General features: G+C 63.6%; 21 protein-coding genes and 1 tRNA gene. 8 read left to right on the forward strand and 14 right to left on the reverse strand.

Features of this window, described 5'->3' with window-relative positions:
• The first annotated feature begins 29 nt into the window (after positions 1 to 29).
• Entirely contained in the window at positions 30 to 1,349 is a 1,320-nt protein-coding gene (locus tag AC2FMD_RS06895; protein ID WP_496740585.1) for an ATP-binding protein, read from the forward strand.
• A gap of 9 nt (positions 1,350 to 1,358) precedes the next feature.
• Here the strand turns inward: AC2FMD_RS06895 and AC2FMD_RS06900 are convergent.
• Positions 1,359 to 1,435 (reverse strand) — tRNA-Ile (locus AC2FMD_RS06900).
• A 106-nt stretch (positions 1,436 to 1,541) separates the two neighbouring features.
• Here AC2FMD_RS06900 and purM point away from each other — a divergent pair.
• The 3 genes from purM to rnd all read left to right on the forward strand — a co-directional run bounded on the left by purM (position 1,542) and on the right by rnd (position 4,453).
• Complete coding sequence (purM, locus tag AC2FMD_RS06905) at positions 1,542 to 2,588, forward strand: phosphoribosylformylglycinamidine cyclo-ligase (protein ID WP_496740583.1); 1,047 nt, start codon at positions 1,542 to 1,544, stop codon at positions 2,586 to 2,588.
• A complete protein-coding gene (gene purN / locus AC2FMD_RS06910) occupies positions 2,585 to 3,181 on the forward strand; it encodes a phosphoribosylglycinamide formyltransferase (RefSeq protein WP_496678167.1) in 597 nt (198 codons plus the stop codon). Before purM ends, purN begins: the two co-directional genes overlap by 4 nt.
• A gap of 114 nt (positions 3,182 to 3,295) precedes the next feature.
• Entirely contained in the window at positions 3,296 to 4,453 is a 1,158-nt protein-coding gene (gene rnd, locus AC2FMD_RS06915; RefSeq protein WP_496678169.1) for a ribonuclease D, read from the forward strand.
• 6 nt (positions 4,454 to 4,459) lie between these two features.
• On the opposite strand, the gene AC2FMD_RS06920 is transcribed toward rnd, so the two are convergent.
• Positions 4,460 to 4,912, reverse strand: coding sequence for a hypothetical protein (locus tag AC2FMD_RS06920; protein ID WP_496678171.1), 453 nt, complete (start codon positions 4,910 to 4,912; stop codon positions 4,460 to 4,462).
• A 212-nt stretch (positions 4,913 to 5,124) separates the two neighbouring features.
• On the opposite strand from AC2FMD_RS06920, the gene AC2FMD_RS06925 reads away from it, so the two are divergent.
• Complete coding sequence (locus AC2FMD_RS06925; RefSeq protein ID WP_496740580.1) at positions 5,125 to 5,535, forward strand: SufE family protein; 411 nt, start codon at positions 5,125 to 5,127, stop codon at positions 5,533 to 5,535.
• A gap of 9 nt (positions 5,536 to 5,544) precedes the next feature.
• On the opposite strand, the gene AC2FMD_RS06930 is transcribed toward AC2FMD_RS06925, so the two are convergent.
• From AC2FMD_RS06930 to AC2FMD_RS06940, 3 genes are all read right to left on the reverse strand, one after another.
• The gene (locus AC2FMD_RS06930) at positions 5,545 to 6,213 is read right to left on the reverse strand and encodes a DUF1638 domain-containing protein (protein WP_496740578.1); all 669 of its coding nucleotides are present in this window, start codon (positions 6,211 to 6,213) and stop codon (positions 5,545 to 5,547) included.
• A gap of 77 nt (positions 6,214 to 6,290) precedes the next feature.
• Positions 6,291 to 7,325: a Hint domain-containing protein gene (locus AC2FMD_RS06935; RefSeq protein ID WP_496794824.1), complete on the reverse strand. Its 1,035-nt coding sequence runs from the start codon at positions 7,323 to 7,325 to the stop codon at positions 6,291 to 6,293.
• A 146-nt stretch (positions 7,326 to 7,471) separates the two neighbouring features.
• Positions 7,472 to 8,170 (reverse strand): corrinoid protein, encoded by a 699-nt coding sequence (locus AC2FMD_RS06940; protein ID WP_149774433.1) that lies wholly within the window; start codon positions 8,168 to 8,170, stop codon positions 7,472 to 7,474.
• 304 nt (positions 8,171 to 8,474) lie between these two features.
• On the opposite strand from AC2FMD_RS06940, the gene AC2FMD_RS06945 reads away from it, so the two are divergent.
• Positions 8,475 to 9,545: a PA0069 family radical SAM protein gene (locus tag AC2FMD_RS06945; RefSeq protein ID WP_496794825.1), complete on the forward strand. Its 1,071-nt coding sequence runs from the start codon at positions 8,475 to 8,477 to the stop codon at positions 9,543 to 9,545.
• 34 nt (positions 9,546 to 9,579) lie between these two features.
• Here the strand turns inward: AC2FMD_RS06945 and gltA are convergent, their stop codons facing one another.
• Both gltA and gltX read right to left on the reverse strand, forming a co-directional pair.
• The gene (gltA, locus tag AC2FMD_RS06950; protein ID WP_496794826.1) at positions 9,580 to 10,875 is read right to left on the reverse strand and encodes a citrate synthase; all 1,296 of its coding nucleotides are present in this window, start codon (positions 10,873 to 10,875) and stop codon (positions 9,580 to 9,582) included.
• Positions 10,876 to 10,977: 102 nt separating this feature from the next.
• Positions 10,978 to 12,384 (reverse strand): glutamate--tRNA ligase, encoded by a 1,407-nt coding sequence (gene gltX, locus AC2FMD_RS06955; RefSeq protein ID WP_496689077.1) that lies wholly within the window; start codon positions 12,382 to 12,384, stop codon positions 10,978 to 10,980.
• 78 nt (positions 12,385 to 12,462) lie between these two features.
• Between gltX and AC2FMD_RS06960 the strand changes: the two genes are divergently transcribed.
• Entirely contained in the window at positions 12,463 to 14,499 is a 2,037-nt protein-coding gene (locus tag AC2FMD_RS06960; protein ID WP_496794827.1) for a ComEC/Rec2 family competence protein, read from the forward strand.
• Here the strand turns inward: AC2FMD_RS06960 and lexA are convergent.
• The 6 genes from lexA to AC2FMD_RS06990 all read right to left on the reverse strand — a co-directional run bounded on the left by lexA (position 14,493) and on the right by AC2FMD_RS06990 (position 19,320).
• Positions 14,493 to 15,191, reverse strand: a complete 699-nt coding sequence (gene lexA, locus AC2FMD_RS06965) for a transcriptional repressor LexA (RefSeq protein ID WP_496794828.1) — start codon at positions 15,189 to 15,191, stop codon at positions 14,493 to 14,495. The genes AC2FMD_RS06960 and lexA overlap by 7 nt on opposite strands.
• An 80-nt stretch (positions 15,192 to 15,271) precedes the next feature.
• Complete coding sequence (locus AC2FMD_RS06970; protein ID WP_496740568.1) at positions 15,272 to 16,444, reverse strand: molybdopterin molybdotransferase MoeA; 1,173 nt, start codon at positions 16,442 to 16,444, stop codon at positions 15,272 to 15,274.
• Complete coding sequence (gene moaC / locus AC2FMD_RS06975) at positions 16,441 to 16,914, reverse strand: cyclic pyranopterin monophosphate synthase MoaC (RefSeq protein ID WP_496678187.1); 474 nt, start codon at positions 16,912 to 16,914, stop codon at positions 16,441 to 16,443. Before moaC ends, AC2FMD_RS06970 begins: the two co-directional genes overlap by 4 nt.
• Positions 16,914 to 17,726, reverse strand: coding sequence for an indole-3-glycerol phosphate synthase TrpC (trpC, locus tag AC2FMD_RS06980; protein ID WP_496740566.1), 813 nt, complete (start codon positions 17,724 to 17,726; stop codon positions 16,914 to 16,916). The genes moaC and trpC overlap by 1 nt, the downstream gene beginning before the upstream one ends.
• Positions 17,723 to 18,742: an anthranilate phosphoribosyltransferase gene (trpD, locus tag AC2FMD_RS06985; protein ID WP_496794829.1), complete on the reverse strand. Its 1,020-nt coding sequence runs from the start codon at positions 18,740 to 18,742 to the stop codon at positions 17,723 to 17,725. The genes trpC and trpD overlap by 4 nt, the downstream gene beginning before the upstream one ends.
• The gene (locus AC2FMD_RS06990) at positions 18,739 to 19,320 is read right to left on the reverse strand and encodes an anthranilate synthase component II (protein WP_496711385.1); all 582 of its coding nucleotides are present in this window, start codon (positions 19,318 to 19,320) and stop codon (positions 18,739 to 18,741) included. Before AC2FMD_RS06990 ends, trpD begins: the two co-directional genes overlap by 4 nt.
• Before the next feature lie 194 nt (positions 19,321 to 19,514).
• On the opposite strand from AC2FMD_RS06990, the gene AC2FMD_RS06995 reads away from it, so the two are divergent.
• Positions 19,515 to 20,990: a divergent polysaccharide deacetylase family protein gene (locus tag AC2FMD_RS06995; RefSeq protein ID WP_496678196.1), complete on the forward strand. Its 1,476-nt coding sequence runs from the start codon at positions 19,515 to 19,517 to the stop codon at positions 20,988 to 20,990.
• A 54-nt stretch (positions 20,991 to 21,044) separates the two neighbouring features.
• Here the strand turns inward: AC2FMD_RS06995 and trpE are convergent, their stop codons facing one another.
• The gene (gene trpE, locus AC2FMD_RS07000) at positions 21,045 to 22,556 is read right to left on the reverse strand and encodes an anthranilate synthase component I (protein WP_496740560.1); all 1,512 of its coding nucleotides are present in this window, start codon (positions 22,554 to 22,556) and stop codon (positions 21,045 to 21,047) included.

Raw genomic sequence — 22,556 nt, forward strand, 5'->3', positions numbered from 1 at the left:
ATGTCTGAACGTCCCGCTAGGTTTAGCGCATGAACGCACGCTGGCTCAAACCCTATATGCCGCGCAGCCTGTACGCGCGCGCGGCGCTGATTCTGGTGGTGCCGGTGGTGGTCGTCCTGCTGGTCGTGTCCATCGCCTTCGTACGCGAGCATCTCAAGGACGTGACGCAACAGATGACCCATGCCGCGTCGCGCGAGGTGCAACTGGTCCTCGACACGATGGCGGGCTCGGAAACACAGAACGAAGGCCTGGCCAAGGTACGTCCGCTTCTGAAGGGGCTGGCTATGCAGGCCCGGTTTCTGGGGCCAAGCGAGTCTCCGACGATCGAGGCGCGCCGCTGGTATGATTTTATCGCGCCGCAGGTCGAATCGGATCTGCGCGTTGAACTGCCTGAGCTATCGGCGGTTTCATTGCCGAACAGCCAGACCGCCACCCTATATCTGCAGACCGATCTGGGATTGCTCGAATTGCGCTTCGACCGGCGGCGTCTTTCGACTGTGGCGCCGCATCAGTTGATCGTGACGATGGTGTTCTTCGCGGTGCTGATGACGTCGGTGTCGTTTCTGTACATGCGCAACCAGCTGCGGCCGATTACCCGGCTGGCCGAGGCGGCGCAGGCCTTCGGGCGGGGTCGTGTCGTGCCGTTCTCGCCGGGCGGCGCGGTCGAAGTGCGCGCCGCGGGCAATGCGTTTTTGGACATGCGCGCTCGCATCGAACGGCAGATCGAACAGCGGACCTTGATCCTGTCCGGAGTCAGCCATGACCTGCGCACGCCTCTGACGCGGCTCAGGCTGGGCCTGTCGCTGCTACCCGAGGAAGACGCCGCGCCTCTTTTGCAGGACGTGGCCGAGATGCAGTCGTTAGTGGATGCGTTCCTTCAGTTCTCGCAGGGTGTGTCCGAGGGCGACCCCGTCGATGTCGATCCGGCCGCGCTGGTGCGGCAGATCGTCGACGATGCCCAGAGGGCCGGCCAGAATGCCGCCCTTGGGACCATCGAGGGCGAAGGCGCGGTCAAGCTGCGCCCGGTTGCCATCCGGCGCGCGGTCGAGAACCTGATCGGCAACGCCGTCCGCTATGGGACGCGGGCCGTGGTCAGCGTCGCCCTGACCGGTAAGTCGCTGCGGATCCGGGTCGAAGATGACGGGCCGGGCATTCCGCCGGACCAGCGCACCGAGGCGGTGCGCCCGTTCAGCCGTCTTGATCCGGCGCGCAACCAGAATCGGGGCAGCGGCGTCGGGCTCGGGCTGGCGATCGTGGCCGATGTGGCCCGCGCCCATGGCGGCGTGCTGCGCTTGGGCAAAAGCGAAAGCCTGGGCGGATTGTGTGCCGATATCATCATCGGGCGATGAACAGGGAAATGGTAGGCCCGGAGGGACTCGAACCCCCAACCAAAGCGTTATGAGCGCTCTGCTCTAACCAATTGAGCTACAGGCCCGCCCGACCGCTTGGGTATCACGCAGAACGGCCGCGTCAAGCCTGACCGTTGCAACGCGGCGCACAATCGACTAACCCGCGCTGAAAGCATTCATGAGGGAACGGCCATGACAGCGGGCAAGAACGGCATCACCTATGCAGATGCGGGCGTGGATATCGATGCGGGCAACGCGCTGGTCGACCGGATCAAGCCCGCCGCCAAGCGGACGAACCGCCCCGGCGTCATGAGCGGCCTTGGCGGGTTTGGCGCGTTGTTCGATCTGAAAGGGGCGGGGTATTCCGACCCGATCCTGGTGGGCGCAACCGACGGCGTGGGTACCAAGCTACGGATCGCGATCGACACGGGCGTGGTCGACGGCGTGGGCATCGACCTGGTGGCCATGTGCGTGAACGATCTGATTTGCCAAGGCGCCGAACCGCTGTTCTTCCTGGACTATTTCGCCACGGGCAAGCTGGACACCAGCACCGCCGCGCGAATCATCGAGGGTATCGCCGAGGGGTGTGTCCGCTCGGGCTGTGCCTTGATCGGGGGTGAGACCGCCGAGATGCCGGGGATGTACCCCGATGGCGATTTCGACCTGGCCGGGTTTGCCGTCGGCGCGATGGAGCGCGGCAGCGATCTGCCCGCCGGTGTGCAGGCCGGGGATGTTCTGCTGGGGCTAGCCTCGGACGGGGTGCATTCCAACGGCTATTCGCTGGTACGCAAGCTGGTCGAGATCTCGGGGCTGGGATGGGATGCGGATTCGCCGTTCTGTGACAGACCTTTGGGAGAAGCGCTGCTGACGCCCACGCGGCTTTACGTCAAACCCGCCCTCGCCGCGATCCGGGCGGGTGGTGTACATGCGCTGGCGCACATCACCGGCGGTGGGTTGACCGAGAACCTGCCGCGCGTGCTGCCCGACGATCTGGGGGCTCAGATCGACCTGAACGCTTGGGATCTGCCGCCGGTGTTCCGCTGGATGGCGGAAACCGGAGGCATCGCCGAGGCGGAGATGCTCAAGACCTTCAACTGCGGGATCGGCATGATCGTCGTCTGCGCCGCCGACCGCGCCGATGACCTGGCCGCCCTGCTGTCGGATGCCGGCGAGACCGTCGCGCGCATCGGATCGGTCACCGAAGGGGCGGGCGTTTCCTACGCAGGCAAGCTGCTGTGAGCCACAAGCGCGTCGCCATCCTGATTTCCGGGGGCGGGTCGAACATGGTGTCGCTGGTCGACAGCATGACCGGCGACCACCCGGCGCGCCCCTGTCTGGTTCTGTCGAACAATGCAGATGCGGGCGGACTGGCCAAGGCGGCGGATCGCGGGATCGCCACCGCCGTGGTCGATCACCGGCCGTTCGGCGGCGACCGTGCCGCGTTTGAGGCCGAGCTATGCAAGCCGTTGCTCGAGGCCAAGCCCGACATCATCTGCCTGGCCGGGTTCATGCGCGTGCTAACGGGCGATTTCGTGTCCCGGTTTCAGGGGCGGATGTTGAATATTCACCCTTCGCTGCTGCCTAAATACAAGGGGCTCAACACCCACGCCCGGGCTATCGCCGCCGGAGATGCCGAACATGGCTGCACCGTGCACGAGGTCACAGCGGCGTTGGATGACGGCCCGATCCTGGGTCAGGCTCGGGTCAAGATCGCGCCGGATGACACGCCCGAGACCTTGGCGCGGAAGGTTCTGGCGTGGGAACACAAACTGTACCCGGCGGTTTTGGAGCGATTTGCCCGTGGCGACAAGGCACCGGTCATGTTGCCTTGATATCCCGCCGGAGATTTACATGCGGCGCGCAATCGGCTTATGGTCTGCCGAAGCGCTCGTGGCGGTGAAAGACCAACGGGCATTGACCACAGAAAGAGCAAGAACAGCGCGCGCATGAAGACCCTGAAGACCACGCAAGACCTGGCCGACTTCTGCACGGCTGCGGCCAAGTTTCCCTATGTGACCGTCGATACCGAGTTTCTGCGCGAACGGACCTATTACTCGAAACTCTGCCTCGTGCAGCTCGCTGTGCCGTCGGACGACGATGACAGTGCGGTTCTGGTCGATCCTCTGTCCGAGGGGATCTCGCTCGACCCGCTGTATGACCTTTTCCGGGACGAAAATGTCGTCAAGGTGTTCCACGCCGCGCGGCAGGATCTTGAGATCTTCTGGGTCGAAGCCGGGGTCTTTCCCAAGCCGCTGTTCGATACCCAGGTCGCCGCAATGGTCTGCGGCTTTGGCGAGCAGGTGGGCTATGAAACGCTGGTGCGCAAGATCTGCAAGCAGGGTCTGGACAAGACCTCGCGCTTTACCGACTGGTCGCGCCGTCCGCTGAGCGAAGCGCAAAAGACCTATGCGCTGGCCGATGTGACCCATTTGCGCCAGATCTACGAACACCTCGCCGCCGAACTTGAAAAGACCGGCCGCAGCCGCTGGGTTGCGGAAGAACTGCAGGTTCTGACCAATCCCGACACCTATGACATCCGACCCGAAGAGGCCTGGCGACGGGTCAAGACCCGCACCAATTCTGGCAAGTTTCTGGCCGTGGTGCGTGAATTGGCCAAGTTCCGAGAAACCTATGCGCAAGAGAACAACATTCCCAGAAACCGGGTGTTTAAGGATGACGCGCTGATCGAACTGGCCTCGACCAAGCCCCGCACCCATGCGGATCTGGGCGGGTCGCGCCTGTTGCTGCGCGAGGCCCGCAAGGGTGCGATCGCAGATGGTATCCTCGAAGCGGTCAAACGGGGCGTCAACTGCCCGCCCGAGGACATGCCCAAGGTTGACAACAGCCGTGACAAGCTGAAGGTCAACCCGGCCCTGGCCGATCTGCTGCGGGTGCTGCTCAAATCCAAGACCGAAAGCGCCGGCGTGGCCGCAAAGCTGATCGCCAACAGCTCGGAGCTGGACCAGATCGCGGCGGGTCAGCGCGACGTGCCGGCCATGTCGGGCTGGCGCTACGAGGTGTTCGGCGAGGACGCTCTGAAACTGTGCGAGGGAAAGATCGCACTGGCCGCCAAGGGGCAGAACGTCAAGGTCGTGCCACTGTAGGGCGGCTCAGCGCCGCCGCGATTCCAGCGCATTCTGTTGGCCCCTGACGCGGATCAGGCGGATGCCGTCCAGGTCATCCTGGCTGATGTCGATCGCGTCGGTTACTTCGCGCGTCCGCTCGGGTCCCTGCGGAGTGGCATAGGGCGGATAGTTCACGCGGAATTCGAGTTCAAGCACGCCGTTCTTGCGGTTTTCCTCCGACTCAACCGGACGCAGTTGGGCGTCATAGGCGCCCTGACGAAAGGCCGTACCGCTGGCCAGAACGATCGCGCCCGAGGGCTTGCGGTCGATCCGCAACTCGTCGATCGTGGTGACCAGAACGCTGATGTCCTCGGCTTCGGGCCGGGCGAAGAATCCTCGTCCGGAACCCTGATCGGGGACCAAAGCGTTGGCGTCATCTGCGGGCGTTTCGACCGGGGCGGCGGGAGTGCTGCGGCCGAACCAATTCGACGGATTCACCCGCGAATCCCGCCAACCACTGCAAGCCGAAAGGGTCAAGGACGCGATCATGAGAACGGACAGAGTTTTTTGCATGGACCCAACGCTTTGCACAAAGTTACTCGATACCGATTAGCCTAATTCCAGTGGTTTGAAAAGGCGCGCTTGGGGTGGACAGGCCCGGTTTGGCGGCTTAGGTCAGGCCTTAGATGGAAACCAGAGGATCTGTGCCCATGGCAACCCCCACGTTCGAAGACATCGTAGAGGATTTCGAATTCCTGGAGGACTGGGAAGATCGCTATCGCTATGTGATTGAGCAGGGCAAGGCCATGCCGCCCCTGGACGACGCGCTGAAGGTTCCGGCCACCAAGGTGGACGGCTGCGCCAGCCAGGTCTGGCTGCACCCGGTTGTCGAAAACGGAGTTTTCCGGTTCGACGGAGACAGCGACGCCCTGATCGTGCGCGGACTGATTGCGGTGTTGCGGGCGTTGTACAACGGCCTGCCGGTCTCCGAGGTGCCCAAGGTGGAAGCGGCAGCCGAACTGGCGCGGCTGGGGCTGAACGAGCATCTGTCTTCGCAGCGGTCCAACGGGGTGCGGGCGATGGTGCAGCGCATTCGAAGCGTCGCCAGCGAACACGCCTGATCCGGGGCGTCACTTGCTGGGCGCGCGGCTGGCCCAGTCCGACAGAGTTCGCTCCAGATCGCCATACCCGGTGAAGCGGCGTTCGAAAGCCAAGCCCATACGGTCGGCGCATTCCTTGGCTCGCTTTGTCAACTCAGGGTCGTCGGTCTGTGCCTGATAGACCAGCTTGGTGTAGTTCCCGAAATACATGTCGCGCAGCTGCGGATGACGGTCGAGCCCCAGAGGTTTCCAGACGAAGGCATCGAACTGACGCGCCAGGAAATCGGTCAGATAGAAGGCCGTGGCCTCTTCGTCGCCATGTTGGGCAAACCGGTCGTTGCCCTCGAAAAACGAATAGCAGTGTGGTCCCTTCACCATCTCGACGCCCAGCCGTTCGCAGGCCTGCTCCAAGAGGCCACCGGTGCCGCAGTCGGCATAGACCACGAAGATGCGGTCGAAGTCGTTGCGGTGCCTGGCCACTGCGTCCTCGACCGCCTGGGTGATCCGTTCAGGGTAAACATGCAGGATCGCCGGCAGGCAGGTCAGGGCCAGATGGTCCCATCCGTTGCGCCGTTTCAGATCGAGGATTTCGCGCGCCAACGCGCCGCAAGCGATCAGAAGAACGTTCTGCCGCGCGCCCGCGTCCGTATATCCGCGGATCGTCAGGCTTTCGTCATCCGGAAGATCGTTGCAGTGCATGTGCGGGTTTCCTTTGGTGCCATACCCAGCAGATACCGTCCGGGCCGGCGATGCAAGCTCGGTTCCGACATGGTCGGTCAGGCGACCGACCCCTGGGTCTCGTACGCGCGCAGGGCAGGGCGCGCCGTTGGGCCAAAGGCCTGCAGCCCGCGGTGCGCAAGCTTGGGGAAGAGGCTCAGAACTTCTGTGCGGGAGGCCTCGTCCAAACTGGTCCACCCCAGGGCGCCGGGGTGGAAGCTTTCGCTGATGCATCCCTCGGACCAGACAAGTTCGTGGCGGTCGAACAGCAAATGCAGATAGGTGACATTGCCGCCGGGGCGCAGCACGATCGAGTGGCCGTTCACCAGATGTTTTGCGGGGGCCAGCGCTTCGGGGTGACCGGTGTTCAACTCGACCCGCCAGTTGCGCACCAAAATGCGATGCTGCTGCGAGACCAAAAGGTCACGATCGTTGCCGATTGCCCCACGCCGAAACAGGACCGGAGCGAAAGCGGCATGCGCGGGTACCGTGCAACGCCCGATCCAGCGCAGCGGCTGCAGGCCGTGATCGACCGTGGCCACCATGTCGCCGGGTTTCAGAGTTTCGACAGGGCGATCACCGCTTTCGGTACGGATTCGGGTGCCCTGCGTGAAACAGGTGACCAAGTCCCAGGTTTGACGATCCGCAGTCAGGCCGCGAAAGTCGCGCCCCGCCAGACTGTCCAGACGGATGGACTGGATCGGCCCAGCCGACAGGGCCGTCTGATCGGGGTTTGGAGAGAACTCGGGCATAAGATAGGTGTTGCCGTCGATATCCTGCGCGACGACTGCGGTGATATTGGCCGTCGTCCCATCGATATAAGTGATCGTCGCGTTGTAGATCGACGTGCCATCGAAAGTCTGGGGCGGGCCGCCGTCGATCGAGAACTGATCGCCGTTGGCGTTGTTCATCTCGTACACTTGGCCGGGATTGCCTGCGGGGTTCCAGGTGACGGCGCTGTTGAGAAGAGCATTGCCCGGTCCGCCGAATTGAGACCCAACAAGGGCTTGTGCGTTTTCGGCGCGGTTGTTTCCTTCGAAGGTGTCGATGTCGGCTAGATTGCCGAGATAGATGGCCGTGAACGTCGTTGGCACAGGAACCTCGTATGCTCGTTAACGGTGCTCTACTAGCCAAAGATTACCGGAAGGTTAAGCCGGAAATCAAAACACTCAACCTGTTGTCAAGAAATAAAAAAACCGCCCCCAGAGAGGCGGTTTGTTGATCGGGTCGGGCGTTGCGTTCAGCCGGCCAGCTGATTGTGCTTGCGCGACACGAATTCCTTGGCCGTTTCAACTGCCACCGCGGCGTCGCGACAATAGGCATCGGCACCGATTGCCTTGCCGAATTCTTCGTTCAGGGGGGCGCCGCCCACCAGCACGATATAGTCGTCGCGCTTGCCCTGTTCGACCAGCGTGTCGATGACGACCTTCATATAGGGCATGGTCGTGGTCAGCAGGGCCGACATGCCCAGAATGTCCGGCTGTTCGGTCTCCAGTGCTTCCAGATAGTTCTCGACGGGGTTGTTGATGCCGATGTCCACCACCTCGAACCCGGCGCCTTCCATCATCATGGATACGAGGTTCTTGCCGATGTCGTGGATGTCGCCTTTGACGGTTCCAATCACCATCTTGCCGACCCGCGGCGCGCCGGTTTCGGCCAGCAGAGGCTTGAGAATCGCCATGCCGCCCTTCATCGCGTTGGCGGCCAGCAGAACCTCGGGTACGAACAGGATGCCGTCGCGGAAGTCATGCCCCACGATGGTCATGCCGCCGACCAGAGCCTTGGTCAGAATGTCGTAAGGGGCCCAGCCGCGTTCCAGCAGAATGTTGACGCCTTCCTCGATCTCTTCCTTCAGGCCGTCATACAGGTCATCAAACATCTGTTCGACGAGTTCGTCGTCATTCAGTTCCGACAGGACGATGTCTTCTTCATCGGACATGGGGCAAATCCCTGAGCTGTTGGGGCCATGGGCCCGTGGTGGCTGTTTTTTCCGTTTTGGCCAAAACGTCGCAGTCGGACTGTGACGATTGCGACCTCGGCGGTTCCGGGACCGACGTATAGGCGAAAATCTTACGTCCAACGAACGAAAATTTCACATGATCATTCTGTAGAAATCATTCTGTAGAAATTTCACGTGGATTCCATCCTCAGAGTTTAACCGAGGTATGCAAGAACGCGGTTCGGCTTGCGCCGAGATCGTCCCGTCGTTATCACTGTGCAGTGAGAACAATAGGTGAACAAACATGCGTGTTCAGCAGGAAAAACGTGCGCGGGGCGCCCGGTCCAACCAAGCCGGCCGGTACGAGCAGTTCGCGTATGAAGACTTCGATGATGGCTGGGATATCCCCGAGGTTCTGCCGCCCTTACGCACGGATGTCCGGTACGAAACCGCGCGGTCACTTATCACCTACAACAGGTCGCCGGACCTGCCGTTCGACCGGTCGATCAACCCGTATCGGGGGTGTGAACATGGGTGTGTCTATTGTTTTGCCCGGCCGACCCACGCCTATTTGGGCCTGTCGCCGGGGCTGGATTTCGAAACCCGCCTGATCGCCCGGCCGAACGCGCCCGAGATCCTGCGAGTCGAGCTTTCGACGCGCCGCTACAAAGTGGCGCCGATCGCGTTGGGAACCAACACAGACCCGTACCAGCCGATCGAAAAGACGCATGAGATAACAAGACGTTGCCTCGCGGTATTGCATGACTTCAACCACCCGGTGGCCATCGTGACAAAGGGAACGATGATCGAACGGGACCTGGACTTGCTTGCCCCCATGGCGGCCAAGGGACTGGTGCGGGTCGGCATTTCGCTGACCACGCTGGATGGCAGCCTGTCGCGGCGGATGGAGCCGCGCGCGCCGTCGCCGCAACGGCGGTTGCAGACTATTCGGGCGCTGACCGAGGCCGGGATCCCGGTGCGGGTGATGACCTCGCCCGTCATTCCCGGCCTGACCGACCACGAGCTTGAGGCCCTGCTGGAGGCAGGCCGAGATGCGGGGGCGGATGCGGCCAGCTGGATCATGCTGCGCCTGCCGCGCGAGGTTTCAGACCTGTGGCGGGAATGGCTGGCGGATCACGAACCGGGCCGCGCCGAAAAGGTGATGGCGCGGCTGCGCGAGATGCATGGCGGCAAGGACTATGACCCGCGCTGGGGGCATCGGATGCGGGGCGAGGGCGTCTTTGCCGAGCTGATCACCAAGCGGTTCAACGCAGCCGTGACCCGGTTGGGACTAGCAGTGCGAACGCCCGATCTGCGTTGCGACCTATTCGCGCGGCCGCCGCTGCCCGGCGACCAGCTGTCATTGTTCCAATAGAAAAAGACCCCGCTCTGTGGCGGGGTCGGGTTCTTCAGCGGTTTTCGATGTCGACATAGTCGCGCATGGTCTCGCCCAGGTACAGCTGGCGCGGACGGCCGATCTTATTCTGCGGATCGGCGATCATCTCTTTCCACTGGCTGACCCAGCCGACGGTCCGCGACAGGGCAAAGATCGGGGTGAACATCGAGGTCGGGAAGCCCATCGCCTCGAGGATGATGCCCGAGTAGAAATCGACGTTCGGGAACAGCTTCTTCTCGGCGAAATACGGATCTTCCAGCGCCTGTTTCTCAAGCGCCTTGGCGACCTGCAGTTTCGGGTTGTTCTCAATGCCCAGCAGGTCCAGAACCTCGTCGGCCGATTGCTTCATCACCTTGGCCCGCGGGTCGAAGTTCTTGTACACGCGGTGGCCAAAACCCATCAGGCGGAACGGGTCATTCTTGTCCTTGGCGCGGGCGATGTATTCGGGGATACGGTCGACGCTGCCGATCTCTTCCAGCATCTCCAGGCAGGCCTGGTTGGCGCCGCCATGGGCCGGGCCCCACAGACAGGCGATGCCGGCAGCGATGCAGGCGAACGGGTTAGAGCCCGAGGACGACGCCAGACGCACGGTCGAGGTCGAGGCGTTCTGCTCGTGATCTGCGTGCAGGGTAAAGATGCGGTCCATGGCGCGGCTGAGGATCGGGTTGACCTCGTAATCCTCGGCCGGAACAGCAAAGCACATGCGCAGGAAGTTCGACGCATAGTCCAGATCGTTGCGCGGATAAACGAAGGGCTGGCCGATGTGGTACTTGTAGGCCCAGGCCGCGATGGTGGGCATCTTGGCGATCAAGCGGTGCGACGCGATCTCGCGCTGGCGCGGATCCGAGATGTCGGTCGAGTCATGATAGAAGGCCGACATCGCGCCCACGACACCCACCATGATCGCCATCGGGTGCGCGTCGCGGCGGAACCCGCGATAGAAATACTGCATCTGCTCGTGCAGCATCGTGTGGTGGGTGATGGTCGTTTCGAACTGTTCCAGTTCGTCTGCCTTGGGCAGATATCCATACAGCAGCAGGAAGCACACCTCGAGGAAGTGTGATTTCTCGGCCAGTTGGTCGATCGGATAGCCGCGGTGCAGCAGTTCACCCTTTTCACCGTCGATATAGGTGATGGTGCTGTCGCAGCTGGCGGTCGAGGTAAAGCCGGGGTCATAGGTGAACACGCCCGCATGGCTGTACAGTTTGCGAATGTCGATGACGTCCGGCCCGGCGGTCGGCGAGAGCACCGGCAGTTCGTAAGTGTCGCCGTGGACGGTCAGCGTGGCGGTTTTGTTGCTCTCTGTCATGGTATCCCTTCCTCAATCATGCGTATGGCGGAGCCCGCACCGATGGTGCGCACAGCCCTTGCGTCGTTGGTCCTAGCCGAGCAGCGTTACCCGAACGTGAAGTCAGGATCGGTTCGCTGCGTCGGATATCCGCGCCAAGGTCTCTTCCCGCCCCAGCACGAGCATCATGTCAAAAACCGAAGGGGTCACCGTCCGTCCTGCCAGGGCCGCACGCAGCGGACCGGCCAGCTTTCCGAACTTCAGCCCGTTCGCCTCGGCGAACGAATTGAGAACCTCCTCCAGCGTATCACGCGACCAGCTAGCACTTTGCAGGTGCGGCGTCAATTGCTCCAGTATACCATCGGATACAGAAGCAAGCGCCTTTTGCGCCTTCTCATCCATGTCGATCGGGCGTGAGGCCAGAACAAACCGCGCTTTTTCAAGCAGTTCCGGAAAAATGCGCGCCCGGTCCTTGAGACAATACATCGCGCGATCCAAGTCGGCCGCTTGCGCTTCGGTCAGCTGCGGCAAATTCGCAGCCTCCAGATAAGCCTGAATTTCTTGCCGCAATGCAGCATCGCCCGAGATCGCGATGTGCTGACCGCACAGGTTTTCCAGCTTTTTCAGGTCGAAACGCGCCGGGCTTTTGCCGATTCCATCCAGATCGAACCATTCCCGTGCCTGTTCGTCGGTGAAAAATTCATCGTCCCCGTGACTCCAGCCCAGCCGCGCCAGATAGTTGCGCATGCCGGCGGCGGGATATCCCATCGCCTGATATTCCTGCGCTCCCAGCGCGCCGTGCCGCTTGCTGAGCTTCTTGCCGTCGGGGCCGTGAATCAGCGGGATATGCGCCCAGACCGGAACGTCCCAGCCCATGGCCTGATATATCATCATCTGGCGCGCGGCGTTGTTCAGGTGGTCATCGCCGCGGATCACATGGGTGACGCCCATGTCATGGTCATCGACCACCACCGCCAGCATGTAGACCGGTGTCCCGTCCGAGCGCAGCAGCACCATGTCGTCCAACTGGTCGTTGCGGATGGTTACGTCCCCCTGCACCTTGTCGCGGATCACCGTAACGCCGTCTTGCGGCGCCTTGATGCGCACCACGAACGGCCGGTCGGGATGGGTGCTGGGATCGGCCTCGCGCCAGGGGCTGCGGAACAGGGTCGATTTCCCCTCAGCCCGGGCCTGTTCGCGGAATGCCGCGATTTCTTCTTGGGTCGAGAAACACTTGTACGCCTTGCCCTCGGCCAGCAACTGGTTGGCAACCTCGGCGTGCCGGCCGGCGCGGGCGAACTGGCTGATGACCTCGCCGTCATGGTCCAGCCCCAGCCAAGCCATACCCTTCAGGATGGCCTCGGTCGCCTCGGGGGTCGAGCGTTCACGGTCGGTGTCCTCGATCCGCAGCAGGAACTTGCCGCCGCGACCGCGCGCATACAGCCAGTTGAACAGCGCGGTGCGGGCGCCGCCGATATGCAGGAAACCGGTGGGCGAGGGGGCGAAACGTGTGACGACCTGTTCGGACATGGGCGTGATTAACCTTTTGGTAACCGTGGTGGGCGTAATCTGGCGCCTGTCTAACGAGCCTCAAGGACGGGGGCAACCATGCGTGTTCTGGCACGGGTCGAAGACGCGCTGCTGAACCAGCGTGGGCATCTTTTTGCGTGGTCTCCGGTCTGTCTGGCAATCGGCATCGGCCTGTATTTCGGACTGCGGTTCGAACCCGGTCCGAGCCTGTATCTCGGTCTGTCCGCCCTGGCTCTGCTCGCCATGTGGGCGGGATGGCGGATGCGCGAAGCCTGGGCGCCGTTGGCAATTGGGGGGGCGTTGATCGCCGCCGGGTTCCTCCTGGCCGGTGCGCGCGCCCACATGGTCGCAGAGCCGGTTCTGCAATGGCGTTTCTATGGCCCGGTCGAGGGGAGGGTCGTGGCGCTGGACCGGTCTGCGTCGGGCGCGCTGCGGGTGACATTAGACCAGGTGCGGATCGGGGACGTACCGCCGGACCAGACACCGCGGCGCGTCCGGCTTTCACTGCACGGGGATCATGTGCCGCCGGTTCCGGGCCAGCGGATCATGACCACCGCGCATCTGAGCCCGCCGCAAGGCGCGGTCGAACCTGGCGGGTTCGACTTTCGCCGCCATGTCTGGTTCCAGCGGCTCGGGGCGGTCGGCTATTCGCGTGTGCCGGTTCTGACGGTTGCGCCGCCGCGTGCCGAGGGCGTGCGCATCGCCGGTTGGCGTATGGCCATATCGCGGCATGTCCAGTCGATCCTGCCCGGCGATGTCGGAGGTTTTGCCGCCGCCGTCACGACCGGCGACCGAAGCGGCATGTCGCGTGCCACGCTCGAAGGGTTGCGGGCGTCGAACCTGGCGCATCTGCTGGCGATTTCCGGGTTGCACATGGGGTTGCTGACGGGGTTCGTCTTTCTGGCCTGCCGGATCGCACTGTCCGCGATCCCGCCAGTTGGGCTGCGGCTTCCGGTGCGCAAAGTCGCGGCGGTGTGCGCACTGGCGGCCGCCACATTCTATCTGTTGATGTCCGGCGGCAACGTCGCGACCGAGCGCGCCTTTGTCATGGTCGGCGTGATGTTCTGCGCGGTGCTGATCGACCGCCGCGCCATATCGCTGCGGGCAGTTGCGGTTGCCGCGCTGATCGTATTGGTGCTGCGGCCCGAAACGCTGCTCAGCCCCGGTTTTCAGATGTCCTTCGCGGCAACGACAGCGCTGGTCGCCGTGTTCGGAGCCTTTCGAGAGCTCCGCCTGACAGAGGCGCCACGATGGGTGAAGGCGGTCGGCGGACTCGTGGCGTCGTCCGCCGTGGCGGGTCTTGCCACCGCTCCGATCGGGGCTGCGCATTTCAACGGCGTCTCGCATTATGGCTTGTTGGCGAATGTCCTGTCGGTCCCCGTCATGGGCACGGTCGTCGTGCCGGCTGCGGTGGCGGCAGCGATCCTGGCGCCACTGGGGTTCGAGGCCGTGGGGATTCAGGTGATGGGTCTGGGGCTCGGTTGGATCCTGACAGTTTCGGATTGGGTGGCGGGGTTGGACGGGGCACGCGGTTTCGTGCCCAGCCCTCCGGGCTATGTGCTGCCGGTCTTTGCCCTGGGGGCGCTGTGGGTCGTGTTGTGGCGCGGCGCGGCGCGATGGCTGGGTGCCGTGCCGGCATTGGGGGTGTTCCTGCTGTGGAACCAGGCCAGCCGACCCGAAGTTCTGATTGCCGATACCGGAGGTCTGGTCGGCGTGATGACCGATCAGGGGCGGGCGCTCAGCAAGGAAAAGGGCGGCGGCTTCATCGCCTCGGTTTGGCTGGAGAATGACGGGGACGGCGCGGCCCAAGCACAGGCTGCCCGGCGTTGGCCCGACGATGGCGGGCTGGTGCGCCGGATTGTTGTCGGAGAAACCGAATTGGTGCATGTCACCGGCAAACGCGCGGCGAAAACGTTGACCGGCTGTAGCGAGGGCCAAATCGTCGTCAGCCCGGTACCGCTGGAACTGACCGGTGGATGCGCGGTTTTCGGACCCAAGGAACTGCGGCGCAGCGGCAGCCTTGCGCTGAAGGGCGGGCAGCTAGTCAGCAGCGCCAAAATCGGCGGAAACCGGCTGTGGTCTGCGGTTGTGCCGCGCGATGATAAAATTCAGTAGGTGCGGATCAGGCCGACAAGACGCCCTTGGACCTTGACCTTGTCCTCGGGCAGCACGCGAGTTTCATAGGCCGGGTTGGCCGCTTCCAGCGCGATGGCGTTTCCCTTGCGAAAGAATCGCTTCAGAGTGGCTTCCTGATCCTCGACCAGGGCGACGACGATATCGCCATTGTCGGCGGTCGAGGTTTCGCGGATCACCACGACATCCCCGTCGTTGATCCCGGCATCAATCATCGAATCCCCGCGCACCTCGAGCGCGTAGTGCTCGCCGCGACCGGACACCATGGTTCCGGGCACGGCCACATGATGCGAGACATGGCTGATGGCTTCGATTGGCACGCCGGCCGCGATCCGCCCCATGACGGGAAGCTCGGTCGCGTCCACGGAAACGGGCTCGAAATTGGCAGGGCGGGGGCCGTCTGGCCTGTCGCCTTCAATCACCTTGGGCTTGAAGCCGACGGTGGGTTCGCCACCCAGGCTTTCCGGCAGTTTGACGATTTCGATCGCGCGGGCACGGTGGGCAAGGCGACGGATGAAGCCCCGTTCCTCGAGCGCGGTGATCAGGCGGTGAATGCCCGATTTGGATCGCAGGTCCAGCGCAGTCTTCATTTCGTCGAAGCTGGGCGGAACACCATCCGTCTGCACCCGCTTGTGGATGAATTCCAGCAAATCCAACTGCTTCTTGGTCAGCATCGCTCAAACCTCGCCGCTCATGCGTTTTCTTTTGTTCTACGCATGTTCACCTTTTGTGTCAACGGTGGCGGTGGCTGACGTCAGATGGGCAGATATTGCACGAATTCTCCGCTGGCGCGTTCCGGGTCGTGGGGCGGGCGCACGATCAAGGCGTTGGATCGCGCCAGAACGCTGAGCAGAGAACTGTCCTGATCGTCGAAGGCGCTCAGCCCCTCATCGCTCAGCCAGGCACGCATGTAGTGCTCGCGCGGGCCGTTGGCGCGCAGGGGCTTAGCCAGTCGCGCCTGCTTCAACTCAGGTTCGGCCGGGGTCAGGCCCAGCATCCGGCGCACCATCGGCACCAGGAAGACATATCCGCAGACCATGGCGCTGACCGGGTTTCCCGGCAACCCCACCATCGCGGCGTCGCCCAGCCGCCCGGCCATCAGCGGTTTCCCGGGCCGCATGCGGACCTTGTAGAACGATTGCCGCAGGCCCAACTTGTCCGAGGCTTCGCCGACCAGATCATAGTCGCCGACCGAGGCGCCGCCGATCGTCACGATGACGTCCGCACCTTGCGCCAGGTTCAGCGCGGTCTCGAGTGACTTGATCGTGTCGCGCGCGATCGGCAGCATCCGCACATGCGCGCCCGCGTCTTCCAGCAAAGCCTTGAGGCCAAAGGAGTTCGACGCGATGATCTGGTCCGGTCCCGGGGTTTCGCCGGGCATCACCAGTTCGTTCCCCGTGGCGATCAGTGCGATCTGGGGCTTGCGGGCCACCGGGACCGCAGGAGCGTTCATCGCGGCCAGCAGGGCCAGATCCTTGGCGTTCAGCCTCCGGGGTGCGCTGAGCGCGGACCCAACCCGGAAATCCACGCCCGCCGGGCGGATATTGCTTTTGGGTCCCGGATCATTCGTGATTGTCAGAAGTTCGCCACGTCGCTTCGTATCTTCCTGAATGACGATGAAATCGGCGCCATCCGGTACCGGGGCGCCAGTGAAGATCCGAACCGCCTGTCCGGGGCCGACGGTTCCGTGAAAACGCTGGCCTGCGGTCGCTTCGCCGATGACTTTGAACATGGCATGCAGTTCGACCTCGGCCGCCTTGACCGCGTAGCCATCCATCGAAGACGCCGCAAAGGGCGGTTGGTCACGAGTCGCAGTGACATCGGCGGCCAGAACGCGCCCTGTCGCCTCGGCCAGCGGAACCTGTTCGGTCTCCATCTCCGGCGCCAGGTCCAGAACCAGAGCGCGCGCCTCGTCCACCGTGATCATGACGCTTCGTAACGTCCCGATTTTCCGCCGTCTTTCAGGGTTACGCGGATTCCGCCGATCTCCATTGCCTTGTCCACGGCCTTGGCCATATCATAGACGGTCAACGCCGCGGTCGATACCGCGGTCAGCGCCTCCATCTCGACACCGGTCTGGCCGGTCGTCTTGACGGTGGCCTCGATCCGAACACCGGGCAGCTTTGGGTCCAAGGACAGGTCAACCGAGACCTTGGTGATCGGCAGCGGATGGCACAACGGGATCAGGTCTGCGGTTTTCTTGGCGCCCATGATCCCGGCCAGCCGGGCCACCCCCAGCACATCGCCCTTTTTGGCGCGACCTTCCGAAATGATATCAAAGGTTTCACGGGCCATCTTGACGTACCCGCCTGCCACCGCGATGCGATTGGTCACGCGCTTGCCCGAGACATCGACCATATGCGCCTGGCCGTCGCTGTCGAAATGGGTCAGCGGCATCACATCACCCCCGGCACCAGCGGGCTCGCCAACAGGCCGCGGGTTGCGGCGGCCACGTCCTGCTGGCGCATCAGGCTTTCGCCGATCAGGAAACACCGCGCGCCATAACGGGCGATATCGGCCAGATCCTCGGGGGTGTTAAGACCGCTTTCGCACACTATCGTACGGTCGGCCGGGACCAGCTTGGACAGCCGGCGCGTCGTATCAAGCGAGGTTTCGAAGGTCTTGAGATTGCGGTTGTTTATGCCGATCAGCGGGCTTTTCAGCGCGGTCGCGCGTTCCAGTTCGGCCTCGTCATGCACCTCGATCAAAACATCCATGCCCCAGTCAAAGGCCGTCTGTTCCAGTTCGGCCGCCTGCGCGTCTTCGACCGAGGCCATGATGATCAGGATGCAGTCCGCCCCCAATGCCCGGGCCTCGACCACCTGATAAGGGTCGTACATGAAATCCTTGCGCAGGGCCGGCAGGCTGCAGGCGGCGCGCGCGGCGGTCAGGTATTCCTTCGCGCCCTGAAAGCTGGGTGTGTCGGTCAGCACCGACAGGCAGGCCGCGCCGCCTTCTTCATAGGCTTGCGCTAATGCGGGCGGGTCGAAGTCCGCGCGGATCAGGCCCTTGGAGGGGCTTGCCTTCTTGATTTCTGCGATGAGCCCGTATCCTCGGCGGCTGGCCCGTTGCAGCGCCTCGGCGAAACCGCGGATTTCAGGCGCCTCGCGGGCGTCTTGTTCGACGGCCTCCAGCGGCTTGCGCGCCTTGTCGGCGGCGATTTCCTCTAGCTTGTAGGCCTTGATCCTGTCGAGAACGGTTTCGGTCATGCAGCTTCCTGTGTCAGTCGTGCCAGAGCGGCGATTTTTTCCTTGGCCTTGCCGCTGTCGATGCTTTCGGCGGCCATGGCGACGCCGTCCCGCAGGTCATCCGCAGCGTCCGCCACGACCAGCGCGGCGGCCGTGTTCAGCAACACGGCGTCGCGATAGGCCGACGGTGCGCCCTCGAGCAGGGCGCGGAAGGCCGCGGCATTGTCTTCAGGCGTGCCGCCAACGATCTCTTCGAACGGATGCACGGGCAGCCCGGCATCTTCAGGGTGCAGTTCGACCTCTTTGACGCGCCCGTCTTCCAGCGCGGCGACCCAGCTGATGCCGGTGATCGTCAGTTCGTCGGTGCCGTCCGAGCCATGCACCAGCCAGGCGCGATCCGATCCCAGCAGGCCAAGCGTTTCGGCCATCGGGCGGATCAGGTCGCGACTGAAGGCGCCGGTCAGTTGGCGTTTCACCCCGGCCGGGTTGGTCAGCGGCCCGAGGATGTTGAAGATGGTGCGGGTGCCCAGTTCCTGGCGTGTGGGCATGACATGGGCGATGGCTGGGTGATGCATGGGTGCCATCATGAACCCAATTCCGACCTGTTGCAAAGCCTTTTCAACCACTTGCGGGCCAACCATCACGTTGATGCCCATTTGCCCCAGTGCATCCGCCGCACCCGATTTTGAACTCAGATTGCGGTTGCCGTGCTTGGCCACGGTCACACCGGCCCCTGCCACGACGAAGGCGGTGGCGGTGGAAATGTTCAGTGTGCCCTTGCCGTCGCCGCCAGTGCCGACGATATCCATGGCGCCTTCCGGGGCCTTGACCGCATTGCATTTTGCGCGCATCACCGCCGCCGCCGCGGCGTATTCCTCGACCGTTTCGCCGCGGGTACGCATGGCCATCAGCAGACCGCCGATCTGGCTGGGTGTCGCTTCGCCCTCGAACAGGATCTCAAAGGCTTGTTCGGCCTCGTCGCGGGTCAGGGCGCGATCGGCTGCGGCCCCGATCAGCGGTTTCAGTGCGTCGCTCATGCGGGGACTTTCATCTCGTTCAGGAAATTCTTGAGCAGGGCATGACCATGCTCGGATGCGATCGATTCCGGGTGGAACTGCACACCGTGGATGGGCAGCGTCCTGTGCTGCAGGCCCATGATCGTGCCATCCTCAAGCTCGGCCGTGATTTCAAGGCAATCGGGCAGGCTGTCCCGGTCAACCACCAGCGAGTGATAGCGCGTCGCCTCGAAAGGCGAGGGCAGGCCCGCGAACACCCCTTTGCCTGTGTGGTGCATCGTGCCCATCTTGCCGTGCACGATCTCGTGGCAGCGCACGACCTTGCCGCCAAAGGCCTGCCCGATGGTCTGGTGGCCCAAGCAGACGCCCATCAGCGGCGTTCCGGTCTCGGCCGCGGCCTGGGTCAGCGCAAGGCAGATGCCGGCTTGGTCCGGGTCGCAGGGGCCGGGGCTGAGCAGGATGCCGGCGGGGTTCATCGCCATGGCCTCCTGCACGTTCAGCGCGTCGTTGCGGCGCACCACCATTTCGGCGCCAAGCTCGCCCAGATAGTGAACGAGGTTGTAGGTAAACGAGTCATAGTTGTCGATCAGCAGCAGCATTTTGCACGTGTCTTGTGTTTGGGCAATTCGGACTGGCGATCCAGCCGCGAGCCACGGTATAGTGTTGGCACATACATGCTCAGGCTTGCAGGGCAGCGTCAAGGGGACAAGCTGCCGATGACGGGTCGCGGGCAAGCGCCGCACAGATGGCGCCGGTTTCATCGAGGCAGATTGCAGGGCGAGAGGCAAGAGAGATGGGCGGATTTTTCGGCGGGGTCGTGACCGGCGCGGTTGTCGTCGTGGTTTTGGGGGCCGTGTTTTCTCTGAACACACCCTTGGGCAGCAAGCCCGAACTACTGACCACCGCCCCCGAGGCCAAGGGCGTCGCACCGCAGGCCGTGGCAACGGATCTGTCCGAGCCCGGACCTGATGCCGATCTGGTCGAATTGGCGCCGCGGGGGTTGAATGCTCTGGACGACGCGACAGGTCAGGCGGAGGCCCCAATCGGCATCGCGGCCGAGCCCGATGCGCGCCCCGATGTCAAACGGCAGATCGGACAGGTCGAAAAGCCGACCACCGGTGCTGCGGCGACGGTAGAGATTGCGCGCGTTGCACCGGCGGCACCTCCTGCACCGTTGACCGCTCCGGTGACGCAGGATCAAGGCGCCGAGCCGGTTTCGGTAGATCCGACACCGCCAGCCGCGCCTCAGCCGCCCGAAGCCACCGCGCTTGCCGAGCCGCAGCCGTCGCCGCGTGCGGACTCTGACCAGGCCGCGGCATCCCCGGAGGCCGAGGCTGATGCCGCCGAGCCGGACGCAGACCTGCCGGAACAGCAGGCCGCGGTCACTGAACCCGAGGCTGCCGCTCCGAACCCGATCGCCGTCGAGGGCGAAGAGAACACCCAGCCGCGCAAGCGCGCGCGGATCGCCACCTTGCCTCAGATCGGCGGACAACAGATTGCCTCGGCTTCTCCGACCATCGGGCGGCGGGTGATCCCCCTGACCGAACGCGACGACCCGGCGGAAGACGTGGTTCAAGTCGCTGAAAAGGCACCCGCCGATCCCATCGACGCCTATGCCGCGCCGTTCGAAAACCCGGAAGGCAAGCCGTTGATGTCGATCATCCTGATCGACGACGCAGGAGCATTCGGCGCAGAGGCCTTGCAGGATTTTCCCTACCCGCTGACATTCGCGGTCAGCCCGTCCGACCCCGAGGCCGCTGACAAGATGAAGCGGTATCGTGAAGCGGGGTTCGAGGTTCTGGCCATCGCCGACCTGCCCACCGCGGCCAGCGCGCAGGATGCCGAGGTTTCGCTGTCGGTCTGGCTGGACGCGTTGCCCGAAACGGTCGGGATCCTCGAAGGCGTTCAGACCGGCATCCAGGGCAACCGCAAACTGGCCGATCAAGTGGCCGCGATTGCGGACGGGACCGGGCGCGGGCTGGTGTTGCAGGACAACGGGTTGAACACGGCGTTCAAACTGGCCGCGCGCAACGGGGTTCCTTCCAGCGTGGTGTTTCGCGACATCGATGGGGCGCGGCAGGACTCCGACGTGATGCGCAGGTTCTTGGACCAGGCCGCGTTCCGCGCCGGTCAGGAAGGAGCGGTGGTGATGCTGGGACGTCTGCGGCCCGAGACGATCTCGGCCCTGCTATTGTGGGGGCTCGAAGATCGCAGCAGCAGGGTCGCGCTGGCACCGATCTCGGCGGTCATGAAAAGCCAGATCCAGTAGGCTGGCGCTTTCGGAATGAAAAAATGGGTGGTCGTGGGGCCACCCGCTTTCCGTTCAGCCGTTACCCGAGCCGGTGAACCGAGCCGCATCCGCTGCAGCCCGCCTGATCGCGTTGGATTTGTGAACCGTCTCCATGTACTCGGCCTCGGGGTCACTGTCATAGACGACGCCGCCGCCGGCCTGGATGTACAGTTTCTTGTCCTTCACGATGGCCGTGCGCAGCGCGATGCACATGTCCATGTCACCGCCGGCGCTGAAATAGCCGACCCCGCCGCCATAGATGCCGCGCTTTTCGGGCTCCAACTCGTCGATGATCTCCATTGCACGCACCTTGGGCGCGCCTGAAACCGTACCCGCGGGCATCCCGGCAAAGAAGGCGTCAAGCGCGTCCTTGTCCTCGGCCAGTTCACCGACCACGTTCGACACGATGTGCATCACGTGGCTGTAGCGCTCGATGATGAATTCCTCGGTCGGGCGCACGGTTCCAATTTTGGACACACGCCCCGCATCGTTGCGGCCCAGATCCAGTAGCATCAGATGCTCGGCCAGTTCCTTCTGGTCGGCCAGCAGCTCCGCCTCGTTGGCCTTGTCCTCCTCGGGGGTGGCGCCGCGTGGCCGGGTGCCGGCGATCGGGCGTATCGTCACCTGGTTGCCGAAGACCCGCACCAGGATTTCCGGGCTGGCGCCCACCACCTGGAACCCGCCGAAATTGAAATAGAACATGAATGGCGACGGGTTCGTGCGCCGCAGAGACCGGTACAGGGCAAAAGGCGGCAGCGGGAAATCCTGCGTCCAGCGCTGAGCAGGCACCACCTGAAAGATGTCGCCGGCACGGATGTATTCCTTGGCCTTTTCGACCGCCTCCATATAGCCCGACTTGGTGAAATTCGACACCGGCGGCGCGACCTCGTGCGCCTCGCCCAGATCGCGGGTCTCGGCGGGCATGGCGCGTTCCAGATCGCGCACCGCGTCCATCACCCGCTCCGCCGCCTGAGCATAGGCTGCCTTGGCCGATTGCCCCTCGGTGACCCAGGCGGGCGAGACGATGGTGACCTCGCCCTTGACACCGTCCAGAACCGCCACGACCGAGGGCCGCAGCAGGATAGCGTCAGGCAGGCCCAGCGGGTCGGGGTTGACGTCGGGCAGGTATTCCACCAGCCGCACCATGTCATAGCCCAGATAGCCGAACAGCCCCGCCGCCGCCTGCGGCAAGTCGTCGGGCAGCGCGATGCGACTCTCGGCCAGCAGCGCGCGCAGATTGTCCATAGGGTTGCCGTCCTGAGCGGCAAAATCATCCTCGTCGAACCTGGCCGAGCGGTTCAGTTCGGATGTCTCGCCCCGGCAGCGCCAGATCAGGTCGGGCTTCATACCGATGATCGAATAACGCCCGCGCACCTCGCCACCGGTCACGGATTCCAGCACAAAGGCGTTTTTCTGCGCGCCGGTCAGCTTGAGCATCAGCGACACCGGCGTATCCAGATCTGCAGCCAGGCGGGTATAGACCACTTGGTTTTCACCCGCGTCATAGGCGCGGGCGAAGCTGTCGAAATCGGGGGTCAGAGCCAT

Source organism: Ruegeria sp. BHSC276 (assembly GCF_059612945.1).